The organism is Cyclobacterium xiamenense (assembly GCF_009467825.1).
In the GTDB taxonomy this organism is placed as follows: Bacteria; Bacteroidota; Bacteroidia; order Cytophagales; family Cyclobacteriaceae; genus Cyclobacterium; species Cyclobacterium xiamenense.
This window is the reverse complement of the sequence record NZ_WIOK01000013.1, coordinates 1-21,782: the sequence shown is the minus strand read 5'-3', so window position 1 is coordinate 21,782 and position 21,782 is coordinate 1. Positions and strand designations below refer to the sequence as shown.

General features: G+C 51.9%; 14 protein-coding genes. 2 read left to right on the top strand and 12 right to left on the bottom strand.

The window, feature by feature from the left end:
* The first annotated feature begins 225 nt into the window (after positions 1-225).
* Positions 226-2,127 carry a beta-N-acetylhexosaminidase gene (locus GCU44_RS11510; RefSeq protein WP_154856530.1) on the top strand — a complete coding sequence of 634 codons (1,902 nt, stop codon included), beginning with the start codon at positions 226-228 and terminating at the stop codon, positions 2,125-2,127.
* Positions 2,128-2,741: 614 nt separating this feature from the next.
* Here GCU44_RS11510 and GCU44_RS11505 read toward each other — a convergent pair.
* The 3 genes from GCU44_RS11505 to GCU44_RS11495 all read right to left on the bottom strand — a co-directional run bounded on the left by GCU44_RS11505 (position 2,742) and on the right by GCU44_RS11495 (position 5,979).
* On the bottom strand, positions 2,742-3,308 hold the full coding sequence (locus GCU44_RS11505) for a CPBP family intramembrane glutamic endopeptidase (protein ID WP_154856529.1): 567 nt from the start codon (positions 3,306-3,308) through the stop codon (positions 2,742-2,744).
* 87 nt (positions 3,309-3,395) lie between these two features.
* Positions 3,396-3,833, bottom strand: a complete 438-nt coding sequence (locus tag GCU44_RS11500; RefSeq protein ID WP_092175846.1) for an OsmC family protein — start codon at positions 3,831-3,833, stop codon at positions 3,396-3,398.
* A gap of 271 nt (positions 3,834-4,104) precedes the next feature.
* Positions 4,105-5,979, bottom strand: coding sequence for a DUF389 domain-containing protein (locus GCU44_RS11495; protein WP_154856528.1), 1,875 nt, complete (start codon positions 5,977-5,979; stop codon positions 4,105-4,107).
* 322 nt (positions 5,980-6,301) lie between these two features.
* Here GCU44_RS11495 and dnaA point away from each other — a divergent pair, with 322 nt between their 5' ends.
* On the top strand, positions 6,302-7,729 hold the full coding sequence (gene dnaA, locus GCU44_RS11490; RefSeq protein ID WP_154856527.1) for a chromosomal replication initiator protein DnaA: 1,428 nt from the start codon (positions 6,302-6,304) through the stop codon (positions 7,727-7,729).
* A 382-nt stretch (positions 7,730-8,111) separates the two neighbouring features.
* Here the strand turns inward: dnaA and GCU44_RS11485 are convergent, their stop codons facing one another.
* From GCU44_RS11485 to GCU44_RS11445, 9 genes are all read right to left on the bottom strand, one after another.
* Positions 8,112-10,061, bottom strand: coding sequence for a polysaccharide biosynthesis protein (locus GCU44_RS11485; RefSeq protein WP_241684917.1), 1,950 nt, complete (start codon positions 10,059-10,061; stop codon positions 8,112-8,114).
* A 482-nt stretch (positions 10,062-10,543) separates the two neighbouring features.
* Positions 10,544-12,166: a capsule assembly Wzi family protein gene (locus GCU44_RS11480; RefSeq protein ID WP_241684927.1), complete on the bottom strand. Its 1,623-nt coding sequence runs from the start codon at positions 12,164-12,166 to the stop codon at positions 10,544-10,546.
* A 1,061-nt stretch (positions 12,167-13,227) separates the two neighbouring features.
* Positions 13,228-13,824 (bottom strand): sugar transferase, encoded by a 597-nt coding sequence (locus GCU44_RS11475; RefSeq protein ID WP_317175335.1) that lies wholly within the window; start codon positions 13,822-13,824, stop codon positions 13,228-13,230.
* 11 nt (positions 13,825-13,835) lie between these two features.
* Positions 13,836-15,002 (bottom strand): DegT/DnrJ/EryC1/StrS family aminotransferase, encoded by a 1,167-nt coding sequence (locus tag GCU44_RS11470; protein ID WP_154856524.1) that lies wholly within the window; start codon positions 15,000-15,002, stop codon positions 13,836-13,838.
* A gap of 827 nt (positions 15,003-15,829) precedes the next feature.
* Entirely contained in the window at positions 15,830-16,798 is a 969-nt protein-coding gene (locus GCU44_RS11465; RefSeq protein ID WP_154856523.1) for an MraY family glycosyltransferase, read from the bottom strand.
* A gap of 783 nt (positions 16,799-17,581) precedes the next feature.
* Positions 17,582-18,145 carry a nucleotidyl transferase AbiEii/AbiGii toxin family protein gene (locus tag GCU44_RS11460; RefSeq protein WP_154856522.1) on the bottom strand — a complete coding sequence of 188 codons (564 nt, stop codon included), beginning with the start codon at positions 18,143-18,145 and terminating at the stop codon, positions 17,582-17,584.
* A gap of 8 nt (positions 18,146-18,153) precedes the next feature.
* Positions 18,154-18,471, bottom strand: coding sequence for a DUF6922 domain-containing protein (locus GCU44_RS11455; RefSeq protein ID WP_154856521.1), 318 nt, complete (start codon positions 18,469-18,471; stop codon positions 18,154-18,156).
* Positions 18,472-20,003: 1,532 nt separating this feature from the next.
* A complete protein-coding gene (locus tag GCU44_RS11450; protein WP_154856520.1) occupies positions 20,004-20,411 on the bottom strand; it encodes a putative toxin-antitoxin system toxin component, PIN family in 408 nt (135 codons plus the stop codon).
* Positions 20,383-20,619, bottom strand: a complete 237-nt coding sequence (locus tag GCU44_RS11445; RefSeq protein ID WP_092175825.1) for a hypothetical protein — start codon at positions 20,617-20,619, stop codon at positions 20,383-20,385. The genes GCU44_RS11450 and GCU44_RS11445 overlap by 29 nt, the downstream gene beginning before the upstream one ends.
* Between the last annotated feature and the right edge of the window lie 1,163 nt (positions 20,620-21,782).

Here is a 21,782-nt window from a genome sequence, read left to right as displayed (position 1 = left end):
CCTCCGCCTTCGACAAGCTCAGGCATCGGCCAGGACGGATACTTACGCGTGGGCTGAGCCTGCCGAAGCGTTTAGGCTGAGCCTGCCGAAGCCCACATCAATAAACCCCAGGTTTTATTTATTAATTTTTATGGTTACATTTGATACTTCATTAATTTTTTTATTTAATACGAATAAACAAATACAGTGCTAACCGGTCAGCGGACCGACACAACCAAATGATCCATGAATAAAAAACTCCTACTTGCGGGGCTATGCCTGCTGCTGAGCCCATTCCTGCTATTTTCCCAAACAGACCGCATCCTCCCCCAACCCAAGACCCTGGTCGCTGGAGAAGGTCAGTTGAATTTGCAGCCGGGTACCGTGCTACTGGCAGAAAGTGCTTCCGCCAGAAAATCCGCTCATTTGTTTAACGGCCTGTTGGAGGTGAAAACCGGGTTTCAACTTCCGGTCCAACAAGCTGCTCAGACAACAGCTCCGGTCATTCTGCTGGAGGAAAAAATCGTCGATGGGAATCCGGAAGCCTACACATTGGACGTTACTAGCGAAGGCATTGTCGTCCGCGGGGGTAGCAGCGGCCTGTTTTACGGGCTGCAGTCCCTGTTTCAACTGGTGGAAATGCAGGGAAGCGAAGCAATGGTTCCGTTGGTGCGCATCGCCGATGCGCCGGCCTTTGGCTACCGCGGTATCATGCTGGACGTGTCCCGGCATTTTTTTAGCACGGAGCAGGTCAAAAAGATACTGGACCTGATGGCACAGCTCAAATTCAACACCATGCATTGGCACCTGACAGACGATCAGGGCTGGCGCCTGGAAATCAAGAAATACCCAAAACTCACGGAGGTCGGCGCCTGGAGGGATTCCACGATCATCGGTCAATACTACGATTTCAAGCCCTTTATCTACGATGGAGAAAAGCACGGCGGATATTATACGCAGGAAGAGGCACGGGAAATCGTGCGGTATGCCGCCGACCGACACATTACCGTGATTCCGGAAATCGAATTGCCGGGCCACAGTTCGGCCGTTCTTGCCGCCTATCCTGAATTTGGGAGCTTTGAGGTGCAGGGAGGAGCGGCCCGGGGCAGCATTGCAGCCGTAAACGAGAAGGGAGAACCGCTGAACAACGAAATCAGTACGCAGGTACCCGGTTATTGGGGAGTCCATTACAATATTTACGGGCCTACGCCCGCGGCTTTCGGGTTTTTGGAGGACGTGCTCACCGAGGTCATGGACATCTTTCCCTCGGAATACATTCATATCGGCGGAGACGAGGTTCCCAAGGACCATTGGGAAACCTCAGCCATTGCCCAAAAAGTCATCAAAAAGGAAAAACTGGCGGACGAACACGAGCTTCAGAGCTATTTTATCCAACGAATCGAACAATTCCTCAATAAAAACGGACGAAAAATCATTGGCTGGGACGAAATTCTGGAAGGTGGCCTGGCACCCAACGCCACGGTTATGAGCTGGCGTGGGGAAAAAGGCGGAATCGCAGCCGCTAAAATGGGGCACGACGTGATCATGACCCCAAACAGCCACCTGTATTTTGATCATTACCAGGCCGAAGACAAAAGCACCGAGCCCCTGGCAATCGGCGGATTTCTCCCCCTGGAGAAAGTATACAGCTACTCGCCCATTCCCGACGCCCTGAGCAAGGAAGAGGCAAGGCATGTTTTGGGAGTACAGGCGAACCTCTGGACGGAATACATTGGCAGCAACCAAAAAATGGAATACTTCCTTTTCCCCCGGGCCCTGGCCCTGGCCGAGGTAGCCTGGAAAACGCGCGAAGAAAAAGATTACGCCTCCTTTATTCGGGAACGCCTTCCGGAGCAGCTTCGGTCACTGGAAGCGCAAGGGGTGTTTTTCCGCATACCTGAGGCAGCCGTTACCATCAGCCCGGATGCCGCTGCAGGCACGCATCGGGTTCAGATCGAACCCCTGGTGGCGGGAGCAAAAGTGTATTACACGCTGGATGGCCACAAGGCCGACCAGACTGCCCGCTTGTATACGGGGCCCTTCCTGGCTCCTACACCCGGCGCAGGTCAGGAGCCGCTGGTGCTGCGGTACATTACCCTGACTCCCGAAGGCCGAAGCAGCAACGAATTTCAGGTTCCTATCGAATAGCCTGGAAAAAAGGCCTGGAACGTATTTCCGTAGAATCCATTTACCCGAGGCTGTCGCTGATAAGCGACAGCCTCTATATGCACTGCCAGGGTTCTGTTCAATTTTTTTTAAACCATTTAAGGCATATACTAATAAGAGGCGCCGAACTCGCTTCAATACCCTTCACAATTTTTGAACTCCGTCTGGCAGATCGGTTATGCCATTTCGTTCATACCCCCTTCTATGGTTCCGATTTTCTTTTACCAAACAAGACGAGGACCATTTCCAGCACTGAAAGTGCGCAACACCACAGCACAGGGTGGAGCCCTGTGATAGATCGTCTCAATCCCGGCAGCCCAAGCGCTGAAGGCGCGAAATATATGCGCCAATTCAACGCATCCGAAAAAACTCTTCCGATTTACAAACGCCTACGTACAACTACAGACTGCCGCGGGTGCCAAAGCCTATACTGAAATCCGAATGCCTCAAATTGACTTACGCGTGGGCTGAGCCTGTCGAAGCCCAGGCATCGGCTAATACAGACACTTCTCCGTGGACTGAGCCTGTCGAAGTCCACATCGGCCAAGACGAACACATCCCCGTGGACTGAGCCTGTCGAAGTCCACATCGGCCTATCACCCTATCCTCACCGCATCGTCATTTTTAGCGGTAAGCCAAAACAACAGGACCGCATCAAAGGCGGCATGGGCGGCCATCGCGGTAAGAATTCCCGTCTCCTGAAACAAATAGCCAAAAAACGCAATCAAACCCACCATCAGTAGCCCATAACTACTGATTCGCCAATTAAAGGGATTCAAATATCCATGGATCAAAACGAATAGCACCGAAGTGGTCCAAAGGCCAAGCAGCGGTTGTAACCCTGCCCGGAAAAACAGTTCCTCCCCTACTCCCGCACAGATAGAAATAAACACAACTCCTCCCGGAGTCCAGCTCCATTGATTGATCAAGTGCCGGTATTTCTCCCGCTCCTGAGAAAAGAACGGCCTGCAAATGACCCATTTTGCCAGAAAGGCCGAAAGTACTCCGGCCGACAGGCCCAGGAACAATTGAGCGAGCAGGGGCCAGTATCCGGCGAGCAGGTCGATCAACGGGATTTCCTGAAAAAAATGAACCAGGCCCAAGCCCAACAGACCAAAGCCCAACAGGGTAGCCCAGCCCAAAAAACGCATGTGTCGACTCATAGCAGCTGCAAGCCAGGTAAAACCGGAAATAAAAAAAAATGCCGAAGAGCGTTCTCCGGCACTTCTGGGTTTTTATTGGATTGAAAATCAGGAAGAGAAACTGATTTTCAGCTCAATGGGCACGGCACTGAGGGCCTTGCTGATGGGGCAATTTTCCTTTGCCACCTCGGCCAACTCTGTAAAAAGGGCTTCGTCCATGCCGGGAACTTTTCCTTTCAGGTCCAGGACAATCCCGGTGATAGAAAATCCTTCGCCCACCTTTTCCAGGCTGACGGTAGCGGTGGTATCCAGCTCCTCTGCGGCAAAGTCTTTGCCGGCAATCTGAAAACTCAGGGCCATGTTGAAACAACCGGCATGGGCAGCCGCAATCATTTCTTCCGGGTTGGTACCCTGGGTACCGTCTTCGTTTTCAAACCTGGTTTTAAAACTGTAGGGAGAATTGTCAAAAAAACCACTGGGTGCGGTCAATGTGCCGCTTCCTTCCAGACCTGTTCCTTTCCAAACTGCTGTTGCTTTTCTTTTCATGTGATTATCGTTGTTTTTAAGTTGCTACATACCTGTACCCATCCTAAATCGGGAGAAACCCTGCCTACGGGCAGGTCGCCTGCTTTTGTCGATACCTACCGGGGCATCCCTCTCTGTATCACTTGGGGCTTGCTCGGTTTTATTTGCTGATTCCGCATCAGAATGAATACCTTTCCAAGGTACCAATAATCTGCCAAAATTGCCAATTCTGCAGCCGTCAATCCTTCTGAATTTGCTCATCCAATCCTGCGACAGGTTTCCCGGCACCGCGCTAAAACACCGTCACTCCCAGCGTTACCTCGAGTTCCACTTCCTCTCCCAGTACCCGCTCAATTTCCTGTTTGACGCGTTGCAACTGTTGTTCGTCCAGGCTGCTAGCAGCCACGATTTTCACAGCTAGACGGATGGGTTTGACGCTTCGGACGGTAATGTCCCGCAGCACCGTTCCGTTTACCCGGTAGCCGTCGAGTTTGGAGATCACGTCCTTTTCGCGAACCATATCCATAAAGCCAAAAAACAAGGGCAAGCTCACCAGCCCCACCACAATGAGCGAATAGGCAATGCCCTTTCTGGCCAGACGAAAGGGACTAAAGCCCAAAAACAAAAAGGTCAGCGCCGCGGCCATCACCATGCCCGCCAGGTTGGTCATCAATAGCAGCAAGGCTCCCTGGAAAATACTCCATTCCATCCAGCCCAGGCCTATGCCGGAAACGGCAAGTGGAGGAACCAGGGCCACGGCGATCGCTACTCCGGCCAGGGTTTTGGCGATTTCTTCTTTTGCGCTGGCATAGGCTCCCGCCACACCGGAACCAACGGCAATGCCCAGATCCAGCAGGTTTGGGCGGACCCGGGCCATAATTTCTTCGTTGGACAAGTTCAAGGGCGTCAGCCAGGTGATTCCCATGGCACAAAGGTACCCAAGCAGCATACCCCACCCGATGGCTTTGGAGCTGTCGAGAATCAGGCTCTTATCCTGCCGAAGCACACCCATGGAAAGGGAAATAATCGGGGCCATCAGCGGAGCCAGGATCATCGCCCCGATAATTACCGGCGAGGAGTTGCCGAATAGGCCCAGGGTGGCGATGCAGGTGGACAATACCATAAGCACCAGGTAGCTGTTGCTGGTACGGGAGCTTGCCCGCAGGCTGGAAAACAGTTCCTTGAATTCTTCGGTGGATGCGTGGTTGATGAGGGGTAGCTTTCGCTTCAGCAATTCGTCCCGTACTTCTCCCCGGGGAAGTACCCGCACCTTAAAGATGTCCTCCTCCGAGGCTTTGCCTTCCATGTCCAGGTGTTTTCCGGGCAGCATGTTCAGGGCTTTGGGTCGAACTTCCAGCTGTAGCTTCCTGGCGCTTAGCAGGCTTCCATCCTGGGAATAATTGATCGCGTCTTCGCTGGAAATACAGAGGCTGGAGGTTTTGATATGGGCGGCAAAGGGTGGTAGCCGGGTTTTCCCCTTTTTTCGAAAAAAACTATCCAGGCCAAACCATAAGAGACCCGAAATACTTTTGGGCGCAAGAATCATTGCGTGCAATTTCCCATCGTTGATGTAGGAATCTTCCAACACCTTTCGGCTAAGCAGGTTGCTTTTTCCATGTTGCACGATCACCATGCCAATGGCAGCGGTATCCAGCTTTTCCTTCTCCCTCGCCTGCAATTGATACCGGTGCGCTTTCGCCGCCCGGAACAACTTGAAAAAGTAGCTGACTTTTTTCCAGAACCGCTGCCAGCTGTTTTTTGCCAGCGAGCCGGTCATCAGGCTCAGGGATTCTCCGATAACGACCGTGTTGAACACGGGTCGGCCGTTGAGCAGTAGCAGGTCTACCCGAGCGCTTTTTTCGGATTCCAGGACCTGCTCCAGGCAGGCCTCCAGGTCGCTATCCACGCCAAAGCCCTGTCTGCCATGAACCAATTCCGGATGGGGAAGCAAGGCAATTTTCCAGTCCTGTTCCAGCGCCAGGGGAAACAATTCCTTTAGCTGTGCGTCGGACAGGTAGGTCACCACAAAATCCTCCCGGCCCAGCTCGACTGTGAGCCGGTCGGTAAAGGGTAATTTGAGTTTGAGGTCGGCGCCGAGACGGGGAACCAGGGTTTTTTCCACCAGTTCCTCATTCGAGGGATCGTACAATAAAATGATGCTCTTCATGGTAAAAGGATAAGGAAACCGGGTGGGTGCCTTCCATCCGGTAGTGAAGCTGGCAGATCGGAGCCAACTATGCGGCTTTTTCAAAAATAACCTTTAATCGGTTCCCAACCAAAAGCACCGAAATCCCTAAACGTACCGATGCCAGGGTGTTATTTCAATTTTCAACAATTTTAAAAATAAAAACCGCCTGAATAAACTGTTTTCCAATAAAGTAAAAAAGTCAAGCAAATCGGTATTTTTTATTTAAGATATTTTTCCACATTTTTGTTTCCCCCTACAAAAGGAGTAAAGCTTTTTTTCCACTTTCAGTTAAAGGTAACCAATGAAATCAGAGGCGATAGCGATATGGACTGAATGTATGCGGATCATCGAAAAACACGTCAACGAACAAAGTTTTTCCACCTGGTTTAAGCCCATACAACCGGCAAGGATTGACGGATCCGTCCTCACCATCCAAGTACCGAGTCAATTTTTTTACGAGTGGCTGGAGGACAACTACGTGGACGTCCTGAAGCTGGCCATCAAGACGGTGTTGGGAGCCAATGGCCGCCTGGAGTATGCGGTGGTGGTAGACAAGGGCAACTCCCAAAACCAACCCTATATGGTAAGTTACCCACAAGGGGTGAGCAACCCGGTTTCAAAAAAGAAAAAGGAAGCCCTCGCCGCTACGGCGCACTCCCCCTTCGACCTTTCCAGCCTGGACGAACAAACCACCCTGCAATCCAATCTAAGCACTACCTATACTTTTAATTCCTTTATCGAAGGGGATTGCAACCGATTGGCCCGGTCGGCAGGGTTTGCCGTGGCCAATAAGCCCGGCATTACATCCTTCAACCCCCTTCTGGTGTACGGTGGGGTAGGCCTGGGAAAAACCCACCTGGTGCAAGCCATCGGCAACGAAATAAAAAATGGACCGGAGGATAAATTCGTACTCTACGTTTCTTCGGAAAAGTTTGTCAACCAGTTTATGGATGCCATCAAAGACGGCAACATCAAATCGTTCACGAATTTCTACATGCAGGTGGACGTGTTGATCATCGATGATATCCAGTTTTTTGCCGGAAAAGGTCGAACGCAGGAAATGTTTTTCCATATATTCAACCACCTGCACCAAAACAAGCGGCAGATCATCATGACTTCCGATTGTGCCCCCAAAGATTTGATGGGCCTGGAAGAACGGCTGTTATCCCGCTTTAAGTGGGGCTTGACCGCCGATTTGCAAATGCCGGATTTTGAGACGCGGATTGCCATCATCCGAAAGAAAATGCAGTCCGAGGGCATCGATATTCCAACCAACGTGATCGAGTACCTGGCCTATACCGTGGATACCAACGTGCGGGAACTGGAGGGGGTCATGATTTCGCTTATTGCCCATGCCTCGCTCAATCGGGTAGAAATCAGCCTGGATCTGGCCAAAACCATCATGAAAAATATTGTCAAGGACATCGAAACAGAGGTCAGCATCGAATACATCCAAAAATCCTGCGCAGAGTATTACGGCATCAAAGTAGAGGACATGAAAGCCAAAACCCGAAAAAAAGAAATTGTCATCGCCCGGCAGGTGGCCATGTATTTTAGCAAGGAGTTTACCAACCATTCCCTCAAATCCATCGGGTACCATTTTGGTGGGCGGGACCACAGCACGGTGATTCATGCCGTGCAGTCGGTAAACGACCTGATGGAGACGGATGCCTCTTTTCGTAACGCCGTTCAGGAGCAAAAAAAGCAGTTCAAAATTCGGTCCTACTAAGCCAGTCTTCCGAAAGCAGCCGGAAAAATCCGCAGGGAACCAATACCATCGCCCAATGGAAAGAGGCTCTCCTAAAACTACCTACCCCATTTTGCGTTCAGCGATTCGCCAGGGACCACAGCGTACTGCTTTTGGCTCCCCAACGGGCGGAGGCAACTGCTCCCCATCGCTTTGGGACTGAATTGAACCAGCCAGGAAACTGCGGTACCCGCCGATGCAAATACGTCGCTTAATCTTCGGGTTGCTTCCTGGCGAACTCCCAGAGATGGGCGCTTTGTATTTGTTTGTCCGTGTCTTTGATCCTCACTATTTATTGCCCCATCAAAAAAGCCCCACACCGTCGCCGGGGGGGCTGTACCAAAAGGCCTGTTTCGTGCCGGTGTTAGAGTTTTTCCATCTTCTTGCGGTCCAACGCTTCAAAGCGGGACTTTCGGCTGATGTATTCCGGAACCATGTATTTCATTTGGGCGACCAATTCCATTTCTCCCCCAGCCGAAAGGTGCTCCATCAATTTCTCCAGGTCTCGGCTTACTTTATCGTAGGAACCGGGGCAAACCTGCGCGATTTTTATTTTTTCGTGGTGCGTGGCCAGGGATTTTTCGCTGTCATTCAGTACTTCCTCGTACAATTTCTCCCCGGGTCGCAAACCCGTAATCCGAATGGGAATATCTACGTCCGGAATCTTTCCACTCAGGTAAATCATCTTTTTGGCCAGATCCAAAATCTTCACCGGCTCGCCCATGTCAAACACGTAAATCTCTCCCCCATTGCCCATCACGCCTGCTTCGAGCACCAATTCGCAGGCTTCGGGGATGGTCATAAAATACCGGATGATGTTCGGGTCGGTGACCGTCACCGGGCCGCCCTCCTGGATTTGCCGGCGAAAGAGCGGGATCACCGATCCGTTGGAGCCCAGCACGTTGCCAAAGCGGGTGGTGATAAAACGGGTGGATCCCGCATCGGTCTCGCGCAGCCGGCTGTTGAGGCATTGCACGTACATTTCCGCAATCCGCTTACTGGCTCCCATCACGTTAGTGGGATTCACAGCTTTGTCGGTACTGACCAGTACAAATTTCTCCACACCGTATTTCACTGCCAGATCGGCCACCAGCTTGGTTCCCATGACGTTGCAGCGCACCGACTCGGCCGGGTACTTTTCCATCATGGGCACGTGTTTGTAGGCAGCTGCATGAAAAATCACTTCCGGCTGGTAGGTTTTCATGACCTTTTCCAAGGCCTGCCTATCCGTCACATCTGCCAGCACGGATACCAGGGGCATTTGGTTGAAGCGGCTTTCCAAAAAGACCTCCTGATCGTGCAAGGGGGATTCCGCTTTGTCGAGCATGATCAGAAAACCCGGATTGGCCCGGGCGACCTGCCGGCATATTTCACTGCCGATGGATCCGGCAGCTCCGGTGACCAGAATGGTTTTCCCGGCCAGGTAATCAATCACCGCCTGATTTTCCAACTTGATGGAGTCCCGGCCTAACAAATCTTCGATATTCACCTCCCGCAGATTGCCGGGCTTGTCCCCGCCGCTCACCCATTGGTTGACCGGCGTGATGGTCATGACGTGTACGCCCAGTGTGAGGCAGCGATCGATGATTTCCCGCTTTCTGGAAGGGGAAAGGTCCAACAGCACCGAGATGATGAGCTCGTTAATGCCCCTGCTCTCTACCAGGCTTTCGAGCATCTCCAGGCCGCCGAAAACCGGCTTCCCCTGGATTTTTTTGCCTTTTTTGGACGGGTCGTCGTCCAGAAAGCCGTGGGTCACAAATTTGAATTGACTGTCCTTGGACAGGGCCTGATGGGTCAGGATACCGGCTTCTCCGGCACCAAAAATAATTACTTTCCGTTCGGGCAAATCCGGCTCCGTACTGGCTTTGATCAGCCGGAAGGCATCTTTGACAAGCAAGCGGTAGACCATCAGAAAAAACAAGGCCAACAGCGAACCAATGACCAGCACCGAGAACGGGAGCATGTGGCTGTTGACTTCCGTAAAATTGGCCATAAACAAGTTGATGACCGTAATGCCCGCCGCAGTGAGGGCGATGGTCCACAGAAGGGTCATGGCATCCCGCAGGGAGGTATGGCGGACGATACCCACGTAGCTCTTGGTAAAAAACATGGCAAGGAGTCCTACCAGGGAATACACCAGGGCTCCCCGGAGTACATCAAAGCGCTCCATGTTTGACAGGTCAAAGTTGGCGCGCAGCCAGAAAGCAAAGAGAACGCATTGAAATAGTATCACCCCATCGAGGCTGGCAATGATCCACCGGGGTATGATGTTGATTTTCTTGCTGAAATTGATCATAAAAATAAGGTTGGTCATGCTGTTAGGTGGCTTCAATAGCCGCAAATTTATTTGTTTTTCCTTCGAAACAAAAAGTATTTTTACAATATACGATAATTACTAGCGCTATTTGACGTTTCTACCGCATTCTAATACCAACCAATTTAATTAATAGTGCAATTCCTCATTCAAATAGCATTTAAATATAATTAAAAGCCTGAATTCTACCAATCAATTTGGGCTTATTTTTATTTCTCTTTTTCGGTATTGGCCTGCCAAAAGGGCCAGAAAAAGAATGCTTACCAACATAGTATCAACCACTTATCCCATTGCGTTCCTGAGATTTCGAAATCGGGAAGGACAAAAATAAATTCCCTACTGTCCCGGCATCCCTACCTCCCGTTTCAGAAAGCGGTGAAACGCCCCGTATAAGGGGTCGCTGTTTGTATGCCTCTAACGAACGCTTCCTACCCTATTGGGCGGCTTTTTTTGGGATTCAAGAAACGGCTTTTTGTGCCAGATCACCACTGGTAAATCAGCCCCAGCTGCAGCCGGAAATTGCCGCTAGACGGGGCATTGGCCTGCCATTGGTAATGATGGGAGCGGATATAGGTGCCGTTTACCGACACGTTGAACTGTTGGATTTTTCGTTCCCAAAGGAGCGCCAGTGCCAAATCGGTCCAGGGTTCCAGGTCTGCGTTGCTGCCGGCTGCGTAGAAAAAGTCGTTGTTTCTTGCCACCCGATCCAGGCGCAATCCGGTTTTTTTCCAGCCGTCCACATGGGAAAATTCGAGGGTTTGCAGGTTGGTACCCGAGCCCAAACCCACGCCCAGCGGCTCCCCGCGGTGAGAGAAGCCCCGAACTTGTGCATGACCATGCCAGTTCATGCCGGCGTTGCTTGCGTAGCGAACCAGACGATTAATGGCCTCCTGTTGTTGGACCATTTCGCCCCGCACCTGAAAATGACCCCGTTCCAGGCCCCATAATTTGGTAAAGCCCAGCAGGTAGGCCCGGGCATGCTCGGGATTGAGTGCAAATTCCCGCCAATTCAGGGCATGGTCGCGGCGACCGTATTCAAAATAAAGCTCCGTCTTTGCTTCTGGCAGTCGCCAGCGCCCAAACACGGTCACCTGTTGGTCCCAATTTCCATCGGCATTGGGAAATCCGTAGTTCTCTTTGATCAGGGGCAGCACCACGGGCAAGAGGGAACGAAATCCCGGGGGCCGGTCCCGGTTGTGAATTTGGAAGGTACGGGAAGCTCCTGCGGATAAACCAGGCAGCCATTTTGGCGAATAGGTAAGAATCAAGGCATTGAGGTACCGGGGGTCTGTGCGGTGCGGACGGTAAAACTGCTGGTTCAACTGCTCCTCCTGTACGGGGGGATACGCGGTACTTTCCAACCGGCCGACGAGCAACTGCGCCTCAAAGGATCCAAGGACGGTGGAAAGGGGCGCGCGGCTGCCGAGGCTCAGGTGCGGAAACCCCGGTGCCTGCTGACTGAAGGTCAGGGAATGAAATTGGCCCGGTCCCCACCAGATCGACTGGGTGCTCAGGCTTGCTTCCCAATTTCGCCAATGCGCGGCAACCTTGGATTGGCCCCATCCCAACCGAAACAAGGCCCCGTCCCCAAAGCGTTCCGGGAAATTGAGGGTATTTGGGTAGCGAAAGTACCACTGATTCACCTGCCGGGAATAGGTATCGGGATACCCGTCAAAGGCCGAATTTAAGGCAACGATCGCCTCCGGCTGGAAGCGAATGGTCAACCAGGACCGGGTGAACTGCAGGCCCGGATTGATCCAGAGTTGCGGCCCCCGGGCGGGTACGGTGAGGTAGGGATAGGATCCATAGGGCCGTCGGGTGGAATGATCCAAAGACGCTCGAACGGGCAGCAGGCTCCAGTTTCCACCGATGCGGCGGGGCTCGGGCAGGCTGTCGCCCTCGATCAGGCCCGAGAGGTTAGCGGTAAGGGGTCGCAGCAGGTAGCTGACCTGTGGATCACCCTTGCCCAATAGCTGCGCCCGCCGGCTTACCTCCTCCAACATAGGCTCTCCTGCAAACATTTGGGCCAGTGCAGAAAAGGGTCCGGCGATTAGTAACAGGACGAGTCCTACCCAATAAACAGAAATCCGTGACGGTTGGTACATTTTCGTCACAAGGTACATTTTTTTTGTGTAAAAAATGGACGGATTTTGGGGAGTATTTCGATGGGCTTCGACAGGCTCAGCCCACGGAAACGTACTCGTCTTGACGGTTTGGGCTTCGACAGGCTCAGCCCACGGAGACGTATCTGTCCTGGCAGCCTGAGCTTGTCGAAGGCAGCCCACGGAGACGTACTCGTCTTGGCTGTTGCCTAGGCTTCGACAGGCTCAGCCCACGGAGACGTGTCTGTAGTAGCCGATGCCTGAGCCGATGCCTGAGCTTGTCGAAGGCGGAGGCGAAGGCATGGTTCGATGATGTGATGATTTGATGATTTGGGCTTCGACAGGCTCAGCCCACGGAAACGTAGTCGTCTTGACGGTTTGGGCTTCGACAGGCTCAGCCCACGGGGACCTGTCTGTAGTAGCTGATGCCGGGACTTCGACAGGCTCAGCCCACGGAGACGTATCTGTCCTGGCAGCCTGAGCTTGTCGAAGGCAGCCCACGGAGACGTACTCGTCTTGGCTGTTGCCTGGGCTTCGACAGGCTCAGCCCACGGAGACGTGTCTGTAGTAGCCGATGCCTGGGCCGATGCCTGAGCTTGTCGAAGGCGGAGGCGGAGGCGAAGGCATGGTTCGATGATGTGATGATTTGATGATTTGGGCTTCGACAGGCTCAGCCCACGGAAACGTAGTCGTCTTGACGGTTTGGGCTTCAACAGGCTCAGCCCACGGAAACGTATCTGTCCTGGCAGCCTGAGCTTGTCGAAGGCAGCCCACGGAGACGTACTCGTCTTGGCTGTTGCCTGAGCCGATCCCTGGACTTCGACAGGCTCAGCCCACCGGAGCGTGTCTGTAGTAGCCGATGCCTGGGCCGATGCCTGAGCTTGTCGAAGGCGGAGGCGAAGGCATGGTTCGATGATGTGATGATTTGATGATTTGGACTTCGACAGGCTCAGCCCACGGAAACGTATCTGTCCTGGCATCCTGTGCTTGTCGGACTGAAAAAGGATCAGCCTAAAAAGGCAGCCCGTGCAAATGTAAAGGTAAGGGGTAAGGCGAAGGGGAATCTAGGAGGGCATGCCGCGGAATTTTTCTACGGAGGTGCGGCCTTCCGGGTAGATCTGCTGACGGGAAACGACTGGTTTGACGGTCTTAAGCAAAATGGCCAGGTCCAGCCGCAGGCTGTGGTTGTCTACGTACCACAGGTCGTACTCAAATTTCTTCCCCCAATCCACGGTATTTCTGCCGTTTACCTGTGCCCAACCCGTGATTCCGGGCAACACCTCGTGCCGCCTACGCTGCTCGGGACTGTACAGCGGAAGGTATTCCGGCAACAAGGGCCGGGGGCCGACCAAACTCATCTCTCCTTTCAGCACATTTAGCAACTGCGGCAATTCGTCCAGGGAAGACGCTCGAAGCCAAGCACCCAGCCTAGGGACGCGCAGGTGATCGGGCAGGAGTTGGCCATCCGTATCCAGCTCTTCCGTCATGGTACGAAATTTTATCAGGGTAAAGATTTTTCCGTGCTTTCCCGCACGGGCCTGCAAGAAAAAGACTTTGCCCCGGTATGCGAGAAACTGTAGCACGACGATTGCCAGGAAGACCGGGGCTGTCAACACCAACAAGGCAAGAGAAAAGCCGATATCTGTAAGGCGCTTTTTCATACAACCGCGCATCAAACCGTCTTACCGGTCGTATACAGCGTGCCGGCATGCAGCCGGGCAACCACCTCCACGATTCGTTCCAATTCGGGCGTTTCCAGCAAGCTGCTGCTTGGCAAACAGAGGCCGGTCCGGAACAAATTTTCGGCCACGCCTCCTCCCAGATAGCCCGCGTCCCGGTACAGGGGCTGCAGGTGCATGGGTTTCCATAAAAACCGGGATTCTATGCCTTCCAGCAGGAGGGAATTGCGCAATTCCACCGCATCAAATCCGGCTTGCTCCGGTTGGATCAGCAGGGTAGTCAGCCAGCGGTTGGAAAAGTAGCCCGGGGGTTCCTCCAAAAACTGCAGCCCGGGAATGCCTTGCAGCAAGCGTCTGTACTCGGCAAAAATCTGCCGCCGTTTGCGGATGCGATCCGCAATTACCTGCAGTTGGGCAAGACCGATACCTGCCGCCAGGTTGGTCATTTTGTAATTGTAACCGAGTTCGTTGTGTTCGTAATGGGGAACATTCAGTTTGGCCTGTGTAGCCAGGTAGCGGGATTTTTTTTCCAAAAACCGGTTTTTGGTCAACAGGGCTCCCCCGGAGCCGGTCGTAATGATTTTATTGCCGTTAAAGGAGAAAACGCCGAGGTCTCCAAAAGTACCGGCAAACTGGCCGTCTATGGTGGACCCGAGGGATTCGGCGGCATCTTCCAGAACCGGGATGTCGTATTTTTTACCGATGTGACAAATTCGGGGCCAGTTAGCCGGCATACCGAATAAGTTCACGGCCAGGATGACCTTGGGTTTTTTTCCCTGCGCGAGTCGTTTGCGAATGGTTTCTTCCAGCCTGTCCGGACACATGTTCCAGGTTTGTTCTTCGCTGTCCACAAATATCGGAACCCCTCCCAGGTAGCGGATGGGATTGCAGGAGGCAACAAAGGTAAAGGACTGGCAAATCACCTCGTCTCCGGAACCTACCCCTAATAAATGGAGCGCCAAGTGGATGGCGGAGGTGCCGGAATTGAGCGCGATGACGTGAGGGGAATCAAATTTCCGCTCCAGCTCCTGCTCAAACTGCCGGATGAACCGCCCATTGGTCGCAATTTCTCCCGCAGCGATCGCCGCCTGGATAAATCCAATTTCGTTTCCTGAGAAATGCGGGGAAGAAAGGGGTGTGTGTTGATTTTCCGTTGCCATTTACTCGACTCGCTGCGCCACTGTTTTTTGCTGTTGTATACAAAACTAACCGATTTGTCAAGAATAGCAAAGGGATTTAAATCGGCCTTGGAAGCCCGAAACGAAAGGTTTTCCTGCCAAAAAATCTAAGTACATTTTTTCTAATGGCAGGTACGTTTTTGAAGTAGTAAACGCAAAAAAGATCCCAGGTGTCGGGAATCAAGCTAAGAAAAAAAAATTAAAAAAAAATTCGATAACCGTTTGATCATGTGGGCTTCGACAGGCTCAGCCCACAGAAATGTATCCGTCTTGACGGTCTGGGCTTCGACAGGCTCAGCCCACGGAGGCGTGTCTGTAGTAGCCGATGCCTGAGCCGATGCCTGAGCTTGTCGAAGGCGAAGGCGGAGGCGAAGGCATGGTTTGATGGTGTGATGGTGTGATGATTTGGGCTTCGACAGGCTCAGCCCACGGGAACGTACTCGTCTTGGCTGTTGCCTGGGCTTCGACAGGCTCAGCCCACGGAAACGTGCTCGTCTTGACGGTTTGGGCTTCGACAGGCTCAGCCCACGGAGGCGTGTCTGTAGTAGCCGATGCCTGAGCCGATGCCTGAGCTTGTCGAAGGCGAAGGCGGAGGCGAAGGCGAAGGCATGGTTTGATGGTTTGATGATTTGATGATTTGGGCTTCGACAGGCTCAGCCCACGGAGAGGTGTCCGTCCCGGCCGCCTGGGCTTCGACAGGCTCAGCCCACGGAGGCGTATCCGTTTTGGCAACCTCGGTTACTTTGGACAGGTTCCGCCGGAGGTAGTTGAACGCCCCGACGGTCACCGGTTGAATCCCACCCCGAAGCTCAGCGTTTTGAGGCCTGTTGCAGGGGCTCCGTTGGGGTGGCCCAAAAGCGTACCAGCAAGTAAACGCCCACTAATCCAGCGGTGAATACCAAGCCCGGCAGCCAGGAGAAGGTATCCAGACCAATGCCCTCCAGCCAAAGCCAGTTGATCCCCAATTGCAAGCCTGCATAGCTCAGGGAAACGAGTCGGTGGGGCAGTTTTTTTTCGTTGGCCAGAAACTGATACAGATGGCTGCGGTGGGGTTGGAACAGGTTTTCTTTCCGGCGCAACCGAATCAACAGGGTAAGGACGGCATCCACGCCGTACAAACTGAAAAAAAACAGGTACCAGGGATTGCCTGTCAGCAGGATGATTTTTACCATCAGGTAACCCAGAATCAGGGCCATGCTGACCGAACCCACGTCTCCGGCAAAGACGCGGGCCTTTTTACGGAAGTTAAACCAGGCAAAAACCAGGCAGGAAAGCCCGACCAACAGGATCCAATCCCGGTCATCCTGCAATTCGGGTACCCAATAAAAGGTTCCCAAGGCAACCAGGGCGTAGGCTACGGTAATGCCATTGATACCGTCCATAAAGTTGAACAGGTTGATCCATCCGATCACCAAAAACAGGATCAGGGGAATCCACCCGAGTGAAAAGGAGGCCTGTTGCTGCCACTCCAGGACCAGTGCCAGGCTAGCTATCAGGTGTGCTGCCAGGCGGGGCCACTGGGGAAGCCCGCGCATATCGTCGGCCAGACTGACCGCACCGACCAGCACGACGGCCAGGCTAACCCACATGGAAAGATAGCCTGCAATCCAGGAAAGGATCACCGCCAGTACAAATACCAGCCCCCCTCCCCGGATGGTTTGCTGGGAATGCGAGGAACGGGCATTGGGATTGTCTACGATCCCGTATCGCCGGGCCAGTTGCAGGTAGGCCAGTTGGGCCGCAAAAAGGAGCAGAAAAAAAATAAGGAAGGTAAGCATGGTGGTATAGGGATTCGATTGGCGGATGGTTTGATGGAAAATGGGTATATATTTTGATCCATTGGCTTCGCTGCGATTTAAGCAGACGCTCTGGCAATTTCGTGGATGATTCGTAAAAATGCAGGGTATATCGACAATTTTTATTTGATTGGTATAATTTATCCGATACAAATGACGGTTTTACACGTGTTTGTGTAGAAACGAGGGCTGTTGCAGTGGAATCGACGTTCGGGGATGGTGTGATGGTGTGATGGTTTGATGGTGTGATGGCGTGATGGCGTGATGGTGTGATGGTGTGATGGTGTGATGGTGTGATGGTTTGATGATGTGGGCTTCGACAGGCTCAGCCCACGGAGGCGTGTCTGTAGTAGCCGATGCCTGGACTTCGACAGGCTCAGCCCACTGGAACATATCCGTCCTGGCCGCCTGGGCTTCGACAGGCGCAGCCCACGGAGACGTACTCGTCTTGGCTGATGCCTGAGCCGATGCCTGAGCTTGTCGAAGGCGGAGGCGAAGACATGGTCTGATGGTGTGGTGATTTGATGATGTGGTGATGTGCTAATGCCGTCGCTGCAAGGGAGCTAACCTGACCCCAATCGTATTTCTCCAACCAACACAGCTCCCGAGGCAGTCTCTCCGAGTACGAATCCATCATTCGTTTTTGGATGGGATCCTGCATAGCACTTGCGGTTGCGCTTCGATTCAGATTGCTGCGCTGCGCTCGCAATGACGGGTGTTGATGGTTTGATGAGGTGCTGAAGGGATGATGTGCTGATCTGATTCCTAATAACCGCCATAGGCTTTTGCTTCCTGAGCGATGTGCAACTTTATTTCCTCCCAGGAAAAGCGCTGGAAGACGGTGGGAGTGGGTTGTTTATCAGCATCTTCGAAATAAGGAATACTTCGCAAGGCCAACCACTCGTTGCCATCCGTAATTTTCTCCCTGTAAAACCCCATCAACTCAGCCATTGAAAACTGGCGGAGCAGAAAATATAAATCTATGAAGTCCTTCTTAGAACCACGCTGTGTAATGGCTGCAATTTTCATTGCGGCAATATCTTCTATAGCAGCCATCCGAATGCCTTCCCGAACAAGAGGTGGTTTTAACCAGGGATAGGGATAATTGACAATATCGACTTTAATACCATTAACAAGGTAAATATTGATCGACTGACTTCCTCCTAATTTCTTGCTTTCATCAAATCTATTAAGGGCATCAGTAAGCGATTGCTCATCAATATCGTGTTCGCCAAACAAATCAATATCTATCGAGTTGCGGTGTCCGATTTGTAATGCCAATGCAGTACCTCCTACCAATCGTAAGGTACCAAAGCTTCGGATGGTCATCAAAGATTCTAATAGTGCCAAAAGCTCGGCTGAGACTGTCTCTCGGTATAGCATCTAAAATTTTCTTTCGGCAAATCCAACACTACGCTTAAAAAGGCAATACTAAAATCGTCCAGTACCCGTATGGCTGTCACGATTTCTCTCATTTCTTCTTTCGTGTAAATCTGCTTTATTATTTCCCAATCTTTCATTATGCCATATCCCATCACCCGCTCCACAATGAATGCACGATGTTCGTACCAATCTATATTTTCGGGTGGTGTATCCCAAAACAGATGTCTGGATAAAGCAGAGATGTTATGTTCTGGTTTTGAATTAGCTTTCATATACTAAATATACGCATTTCCTTTTAATGGTTTGGTTTGATGATTTATGAATTTTGATTTTTTGAATGATGTGGACTTCGACAGGCTCAGCCCACGGAGACCTGTCTGTAGTAGCCAATGCCTGAGCCGATGCCTGAGCTTGTCGAAGGCGAAGGCGGAGGCGAAGGCATGGTTCGATGATGTGATGATGTGATGATTTGGGCTTCGACAGGCTCAGCCCACAGAAACGTCTGGGCTTCGACAGGCTCAGCCCACGGAGACGTACTCGTCTTGGCCGATGCCTGAGCTTGTCGAAGGTGGAGGCGAAGGCATGGTCCGATGGTGTGATGGTGTCTGTAGTAGCCGATGCCTGAGCTTGTCGAAGGCGGAGGCGAAGGCATGGTTCGATGATGTGATGGTGTGGGCTTCGACAGGCTCAGCCCACGGAGGCGTGTCTGTAGTAGCCAATGCCTGGGCTTCGACAGGCTCAGCCCACAGAAACGTCTGGGCTTCGACAGGCTCAGCCCACGGAGACGTGTCTGTAGTAGCCGATGCCTGGGCTTCGACAGGCTCAGCCCACGGAGACGTGTGCGTCCTGGCTGCCTGGGCTTGTCGGACTGAAAAAGGATCAGCCTGAAAAGGCAGCCCACGGGGATGCTTTCGGTTTAATGGGTTAACTGGTTAATCGCTGAAGGATCGGATACGGGCACCGAACCCCGGCAGGGGTGAAACGATGCTAGCCCCGGATAAGCCAAGGGTGGAGGCGCAGCCCGGGGTCAGGTAAAGACCTGGTTTCCTGCATTGGCTAGCCAGCTGCTTACTACTGAAGGGAGGTTTTCGCCAATGCCCAGCCAGGTATGGGACCCCCCTGCCCCCCTCCTTAAACAAGGCGGGGGAAGAGCGCCACGAACACGATGGTAGCTCGTAACCACTACGGTTGACTCCCATACCGGGGGAGGAGAGCCACGAACACGATGCTAACCCTTAACCACCCCGACTGAATCCAATACCACCGCTCCCGCCTGTTTGCCCATACCTACAACTCAATCCGTTCCGAACCAATTAACCCTTAACCACCACCGTTGACTCAAATTCCGCCTCTCCTGCCCATTTGCCCGAAACTACAACTCAGCCCGTTCCGAACCATTTAACCCTTAACCACCACGCTTGAATCCCATACCACCGCTCCTGCCTATTCGCCCCGATACTACACCTCTGCCCATACCGAGCCACGTTAACCACCACGCTTGAATCCCATACCACCGCTCCTGCCTGTTTGCCCATACCTACAACTCAGCCGGTTCAGAACCATTTAACCCTTAACCACCGCCCCTGAAGTCAATGCCGCCCCAAATGCAAAAAGGCCAGACCCTAAAGCCCGGCCATTCAAATGCCATTGTACCCTTACCCAACTTTCCTCCCAAAAAAATCTGTGCCAATCTGTGCCAATCTGTGGTGAATCAATAAACTTTTACCCCTGGACCTATGCTCATAAATTTCGATTTCGACCTATAGACTTATCCAATATGAGGTTGTTTTTCAAAAAAAAGTTACTAGTTATAGAGTTCCCTAAATTGTTTAAAAGATACAACCTTTAAGTTATCGACTTTTAGGTCCAATAATAATTTGTCTCCTGTTACAAGAAAATCGGATTGTGATTGTATGGCCAAATCAAACAAGAAATTATCTTTTTTATCTGGACACTCCTGGAAATTTGTCGAAATGGAAATAATGGTCGTCAAATTACGAATAAAATTTAAATAAAAATCTGGTTTAAAATGGAGTACCTTTGTAAATTTATCTCTAGACAAAACTTCTTCTAATTCTTCTTCAAGCTCATTACAAGAAAACACTATTAAATTGTGGTCTAAAATGAGTTTTGTAATCTCATCTAATTTTCGTCCTATAATGTAGCTGACCCAGATATTAGTATCAAGGATTATCCTTCTTCCGTTCCTCATACCGGGATTTTCTTACTGAACTGCAAGATTCGACAATTTCTGCTAATGAGATATTATTTTTTTGCACGGATTTATTCAGCCACTTAGCCTGAGTCATCATCAATTCTTGTTTATCCGCAACCCTCAAATCCATTCCCAGCTTTTTTGCAATATCCAAAAGGAGCTTCAGATCATCCTCGGAAGTACTATTTAAAATCAATGTTTCCATCTTTTGATTTACATTTTTGCCAGATTGCCTGTTTAATTTATTTCTCTACCAAAGTAACGAATTAGTAGAACAAAAGATTTAAATGATCTATGGTTTTTGATTTTTTTGAATGATGTGGACTTCGACAGGCTCAGCCCACGGGGACATGTCCGTCTTGGCCGATGCCTGGGCTTTCGACAAGCTCAGCCTACGGGGATGCTTTCGGTTTAATGGGTTAACTGGTTAATCGCTGAAGGATCGGATACCGGCACCGAAGCCCGGCAGGGGTGAAACGATGCCAGCCCCGGATAAGCCAAGGGTGGAGGCGCAGCCCGGGGTCAGGTATATGCCTCGGTTGCCGCATTGGCTAACGAGCTGGCTGCCAATGGTACAAACTTTCCGCCAATGCCGAGTCACGTATGGGACCACCCCCCTGCCCCCCTCCTTAAACAAGGCGGGGGAGGAGCGCCACGAACACGATGGTAGCTCGTAACCACTACGGTTGACTCCCATACCGGGGGAGGAGAGCCACGAACACGATGCTAACCCTTAACCACCCCGACTGAATCCAATACCACCGCTCCCGCCTGTTTGCCCATACCTACAACTCAATCCGTTCCGAACCAATTAACCCTTAACCACCACCGTTGACTCAAATTCCGCCTCTCCTGCCCATTTGCCCGAAACTACAACTCAGCCCGTTCCGAACCATTTTACCCTTAACCACCACGCTTGAATCCCATACCACCGCTCCTGCCTATTCGCCCCGATACTACACCTCTGCCCATACCGAGCCACGTTAACCACCACGCTTGAATCCCATACCACCGCTCCTGCCTGTTTGCCCATACCTACAACTCAGCCGGTTCAGAACCATTTAACCCTTAACCACCACGCCTGAATCCAATACCGCCACAAATGCAGAAAGGCCAGACCCTAAAGTCCAGCCCGTATCGAACCCTATTAACCACCACGACTGAACCGAATTCCACCGCTCCTGCCTGTTTGCCCATACCTACAAATCAACCCGTACCGAGCCATTTAACCCTTAACCAACTTTCCTGCCAAAAAATCTGTGTTAATCCGTGGCCATCTGTGGTGAATTAGTAAAAAATTACCCCTTGAATGCCTCAAAAGTCTTCTCAAACCCTTGCCGAGCCGTCAGGGGAAGATCGGCGTCCAGG

Bases quoted from the DNA above. Each gene is read 5' to 3' on its own strand.
- GCU44_RS11445 (WP_092175825.1), bottom strand. From the start codon at position 20,619: ATGGAAACATTGATTTTAAATAGTACTTCCGAGGATGATCTGAAGCTC.
- GCU44_RS11510 (WP_154856530.1), top strand. From the start codon at position 226: ATGAATAAAAAACTCCTACTTGCGGGGCTATGCCTGCTGCTGAGCCCA.
- GCU44_RS11480 (WP_241684927.1), bottom strand. From the start codon at position 12,166: ATGTACCAACCGTCACGGATTTCTGTTTATTGGGTAGGACTCGTCCTG.
- GCU44_RS11485 (WP_241684917.1), bottom strand. From the start codon at position 10,061: ATGACCAACCTTATTTTTATGATCAATTTCAGCAAGAAAATCAACATC.
- GCU44_RS11470 (WP_154856524.1), bottom strand. From the start codon at position 15,002: ATGGCAACGGAAAATCAACACACACCCCTTTCTTCCCCGCATTTCTCA.
- GCU44_RS11450 (WP_154856520.1), bottom strand. From the start codon at position 20,411: ATGAGGAACGGAAGAAGGATAATCCTTGATACTAATATCTGGGTCAGC.
- GCU44_RS11495 (WP_154856528.1), bottom strand. From the start codon at position 5,979: ATGAAGAGCATCATTTTATTGTACGATCCCTCGAATGAGGAACTGGTG.
- GCU44_RS11500 (WP_092175846.1), bottom strand. From the start codon at position 3,833: ATGAAAAGAAAAGCAACAGCAGTTTGGAAAGGAACAGGTCTGGAAGGA.
- GCU44_RS11505 (WP_154856529.1), bottom strand. From the start codon at position 3,308: ATGAGTCGACACATGCGTTTTTTGGGCTGGGCTACCCTGTTGGGCTTT.
- GCU44_RS11465 (WP_154856523.1), bottom strand. From the start codon at position 16,798: ATGCTTACCTTCCTTATTTTTTTTCTGCTCCTTTTTGCGGCCCAACTG.
- GCU44_RS11460 (WP_154856522.1), bottom strand. From the start codon at position 18,145: ATGACCATCCGAAGCTTTGGTACCTTACGATTGGTAGGAGGTACTGCA.
- GCU44_RS11475 (WP_317175335.1), bottom strand. From the start codon at position 13,824: ATGAAAAAGCGCCTTACAGATATCGGCTTTTCTCTTGCCTTGTTGGTG.
- GCU44_RS11455 (WP_154856521.1), bottom strand. From the start codon at position 18,471: ATGAAAGCTAATTCAAAACCAGAACATAACATCTCTGCTTTATCCAGA.
- dnaA (WP_154856527.1), top strand. From the start codon at position 6,302: ATGAAATCAGAGGCGATAGCGATATGGACTGAATGTATGCGGATCATC.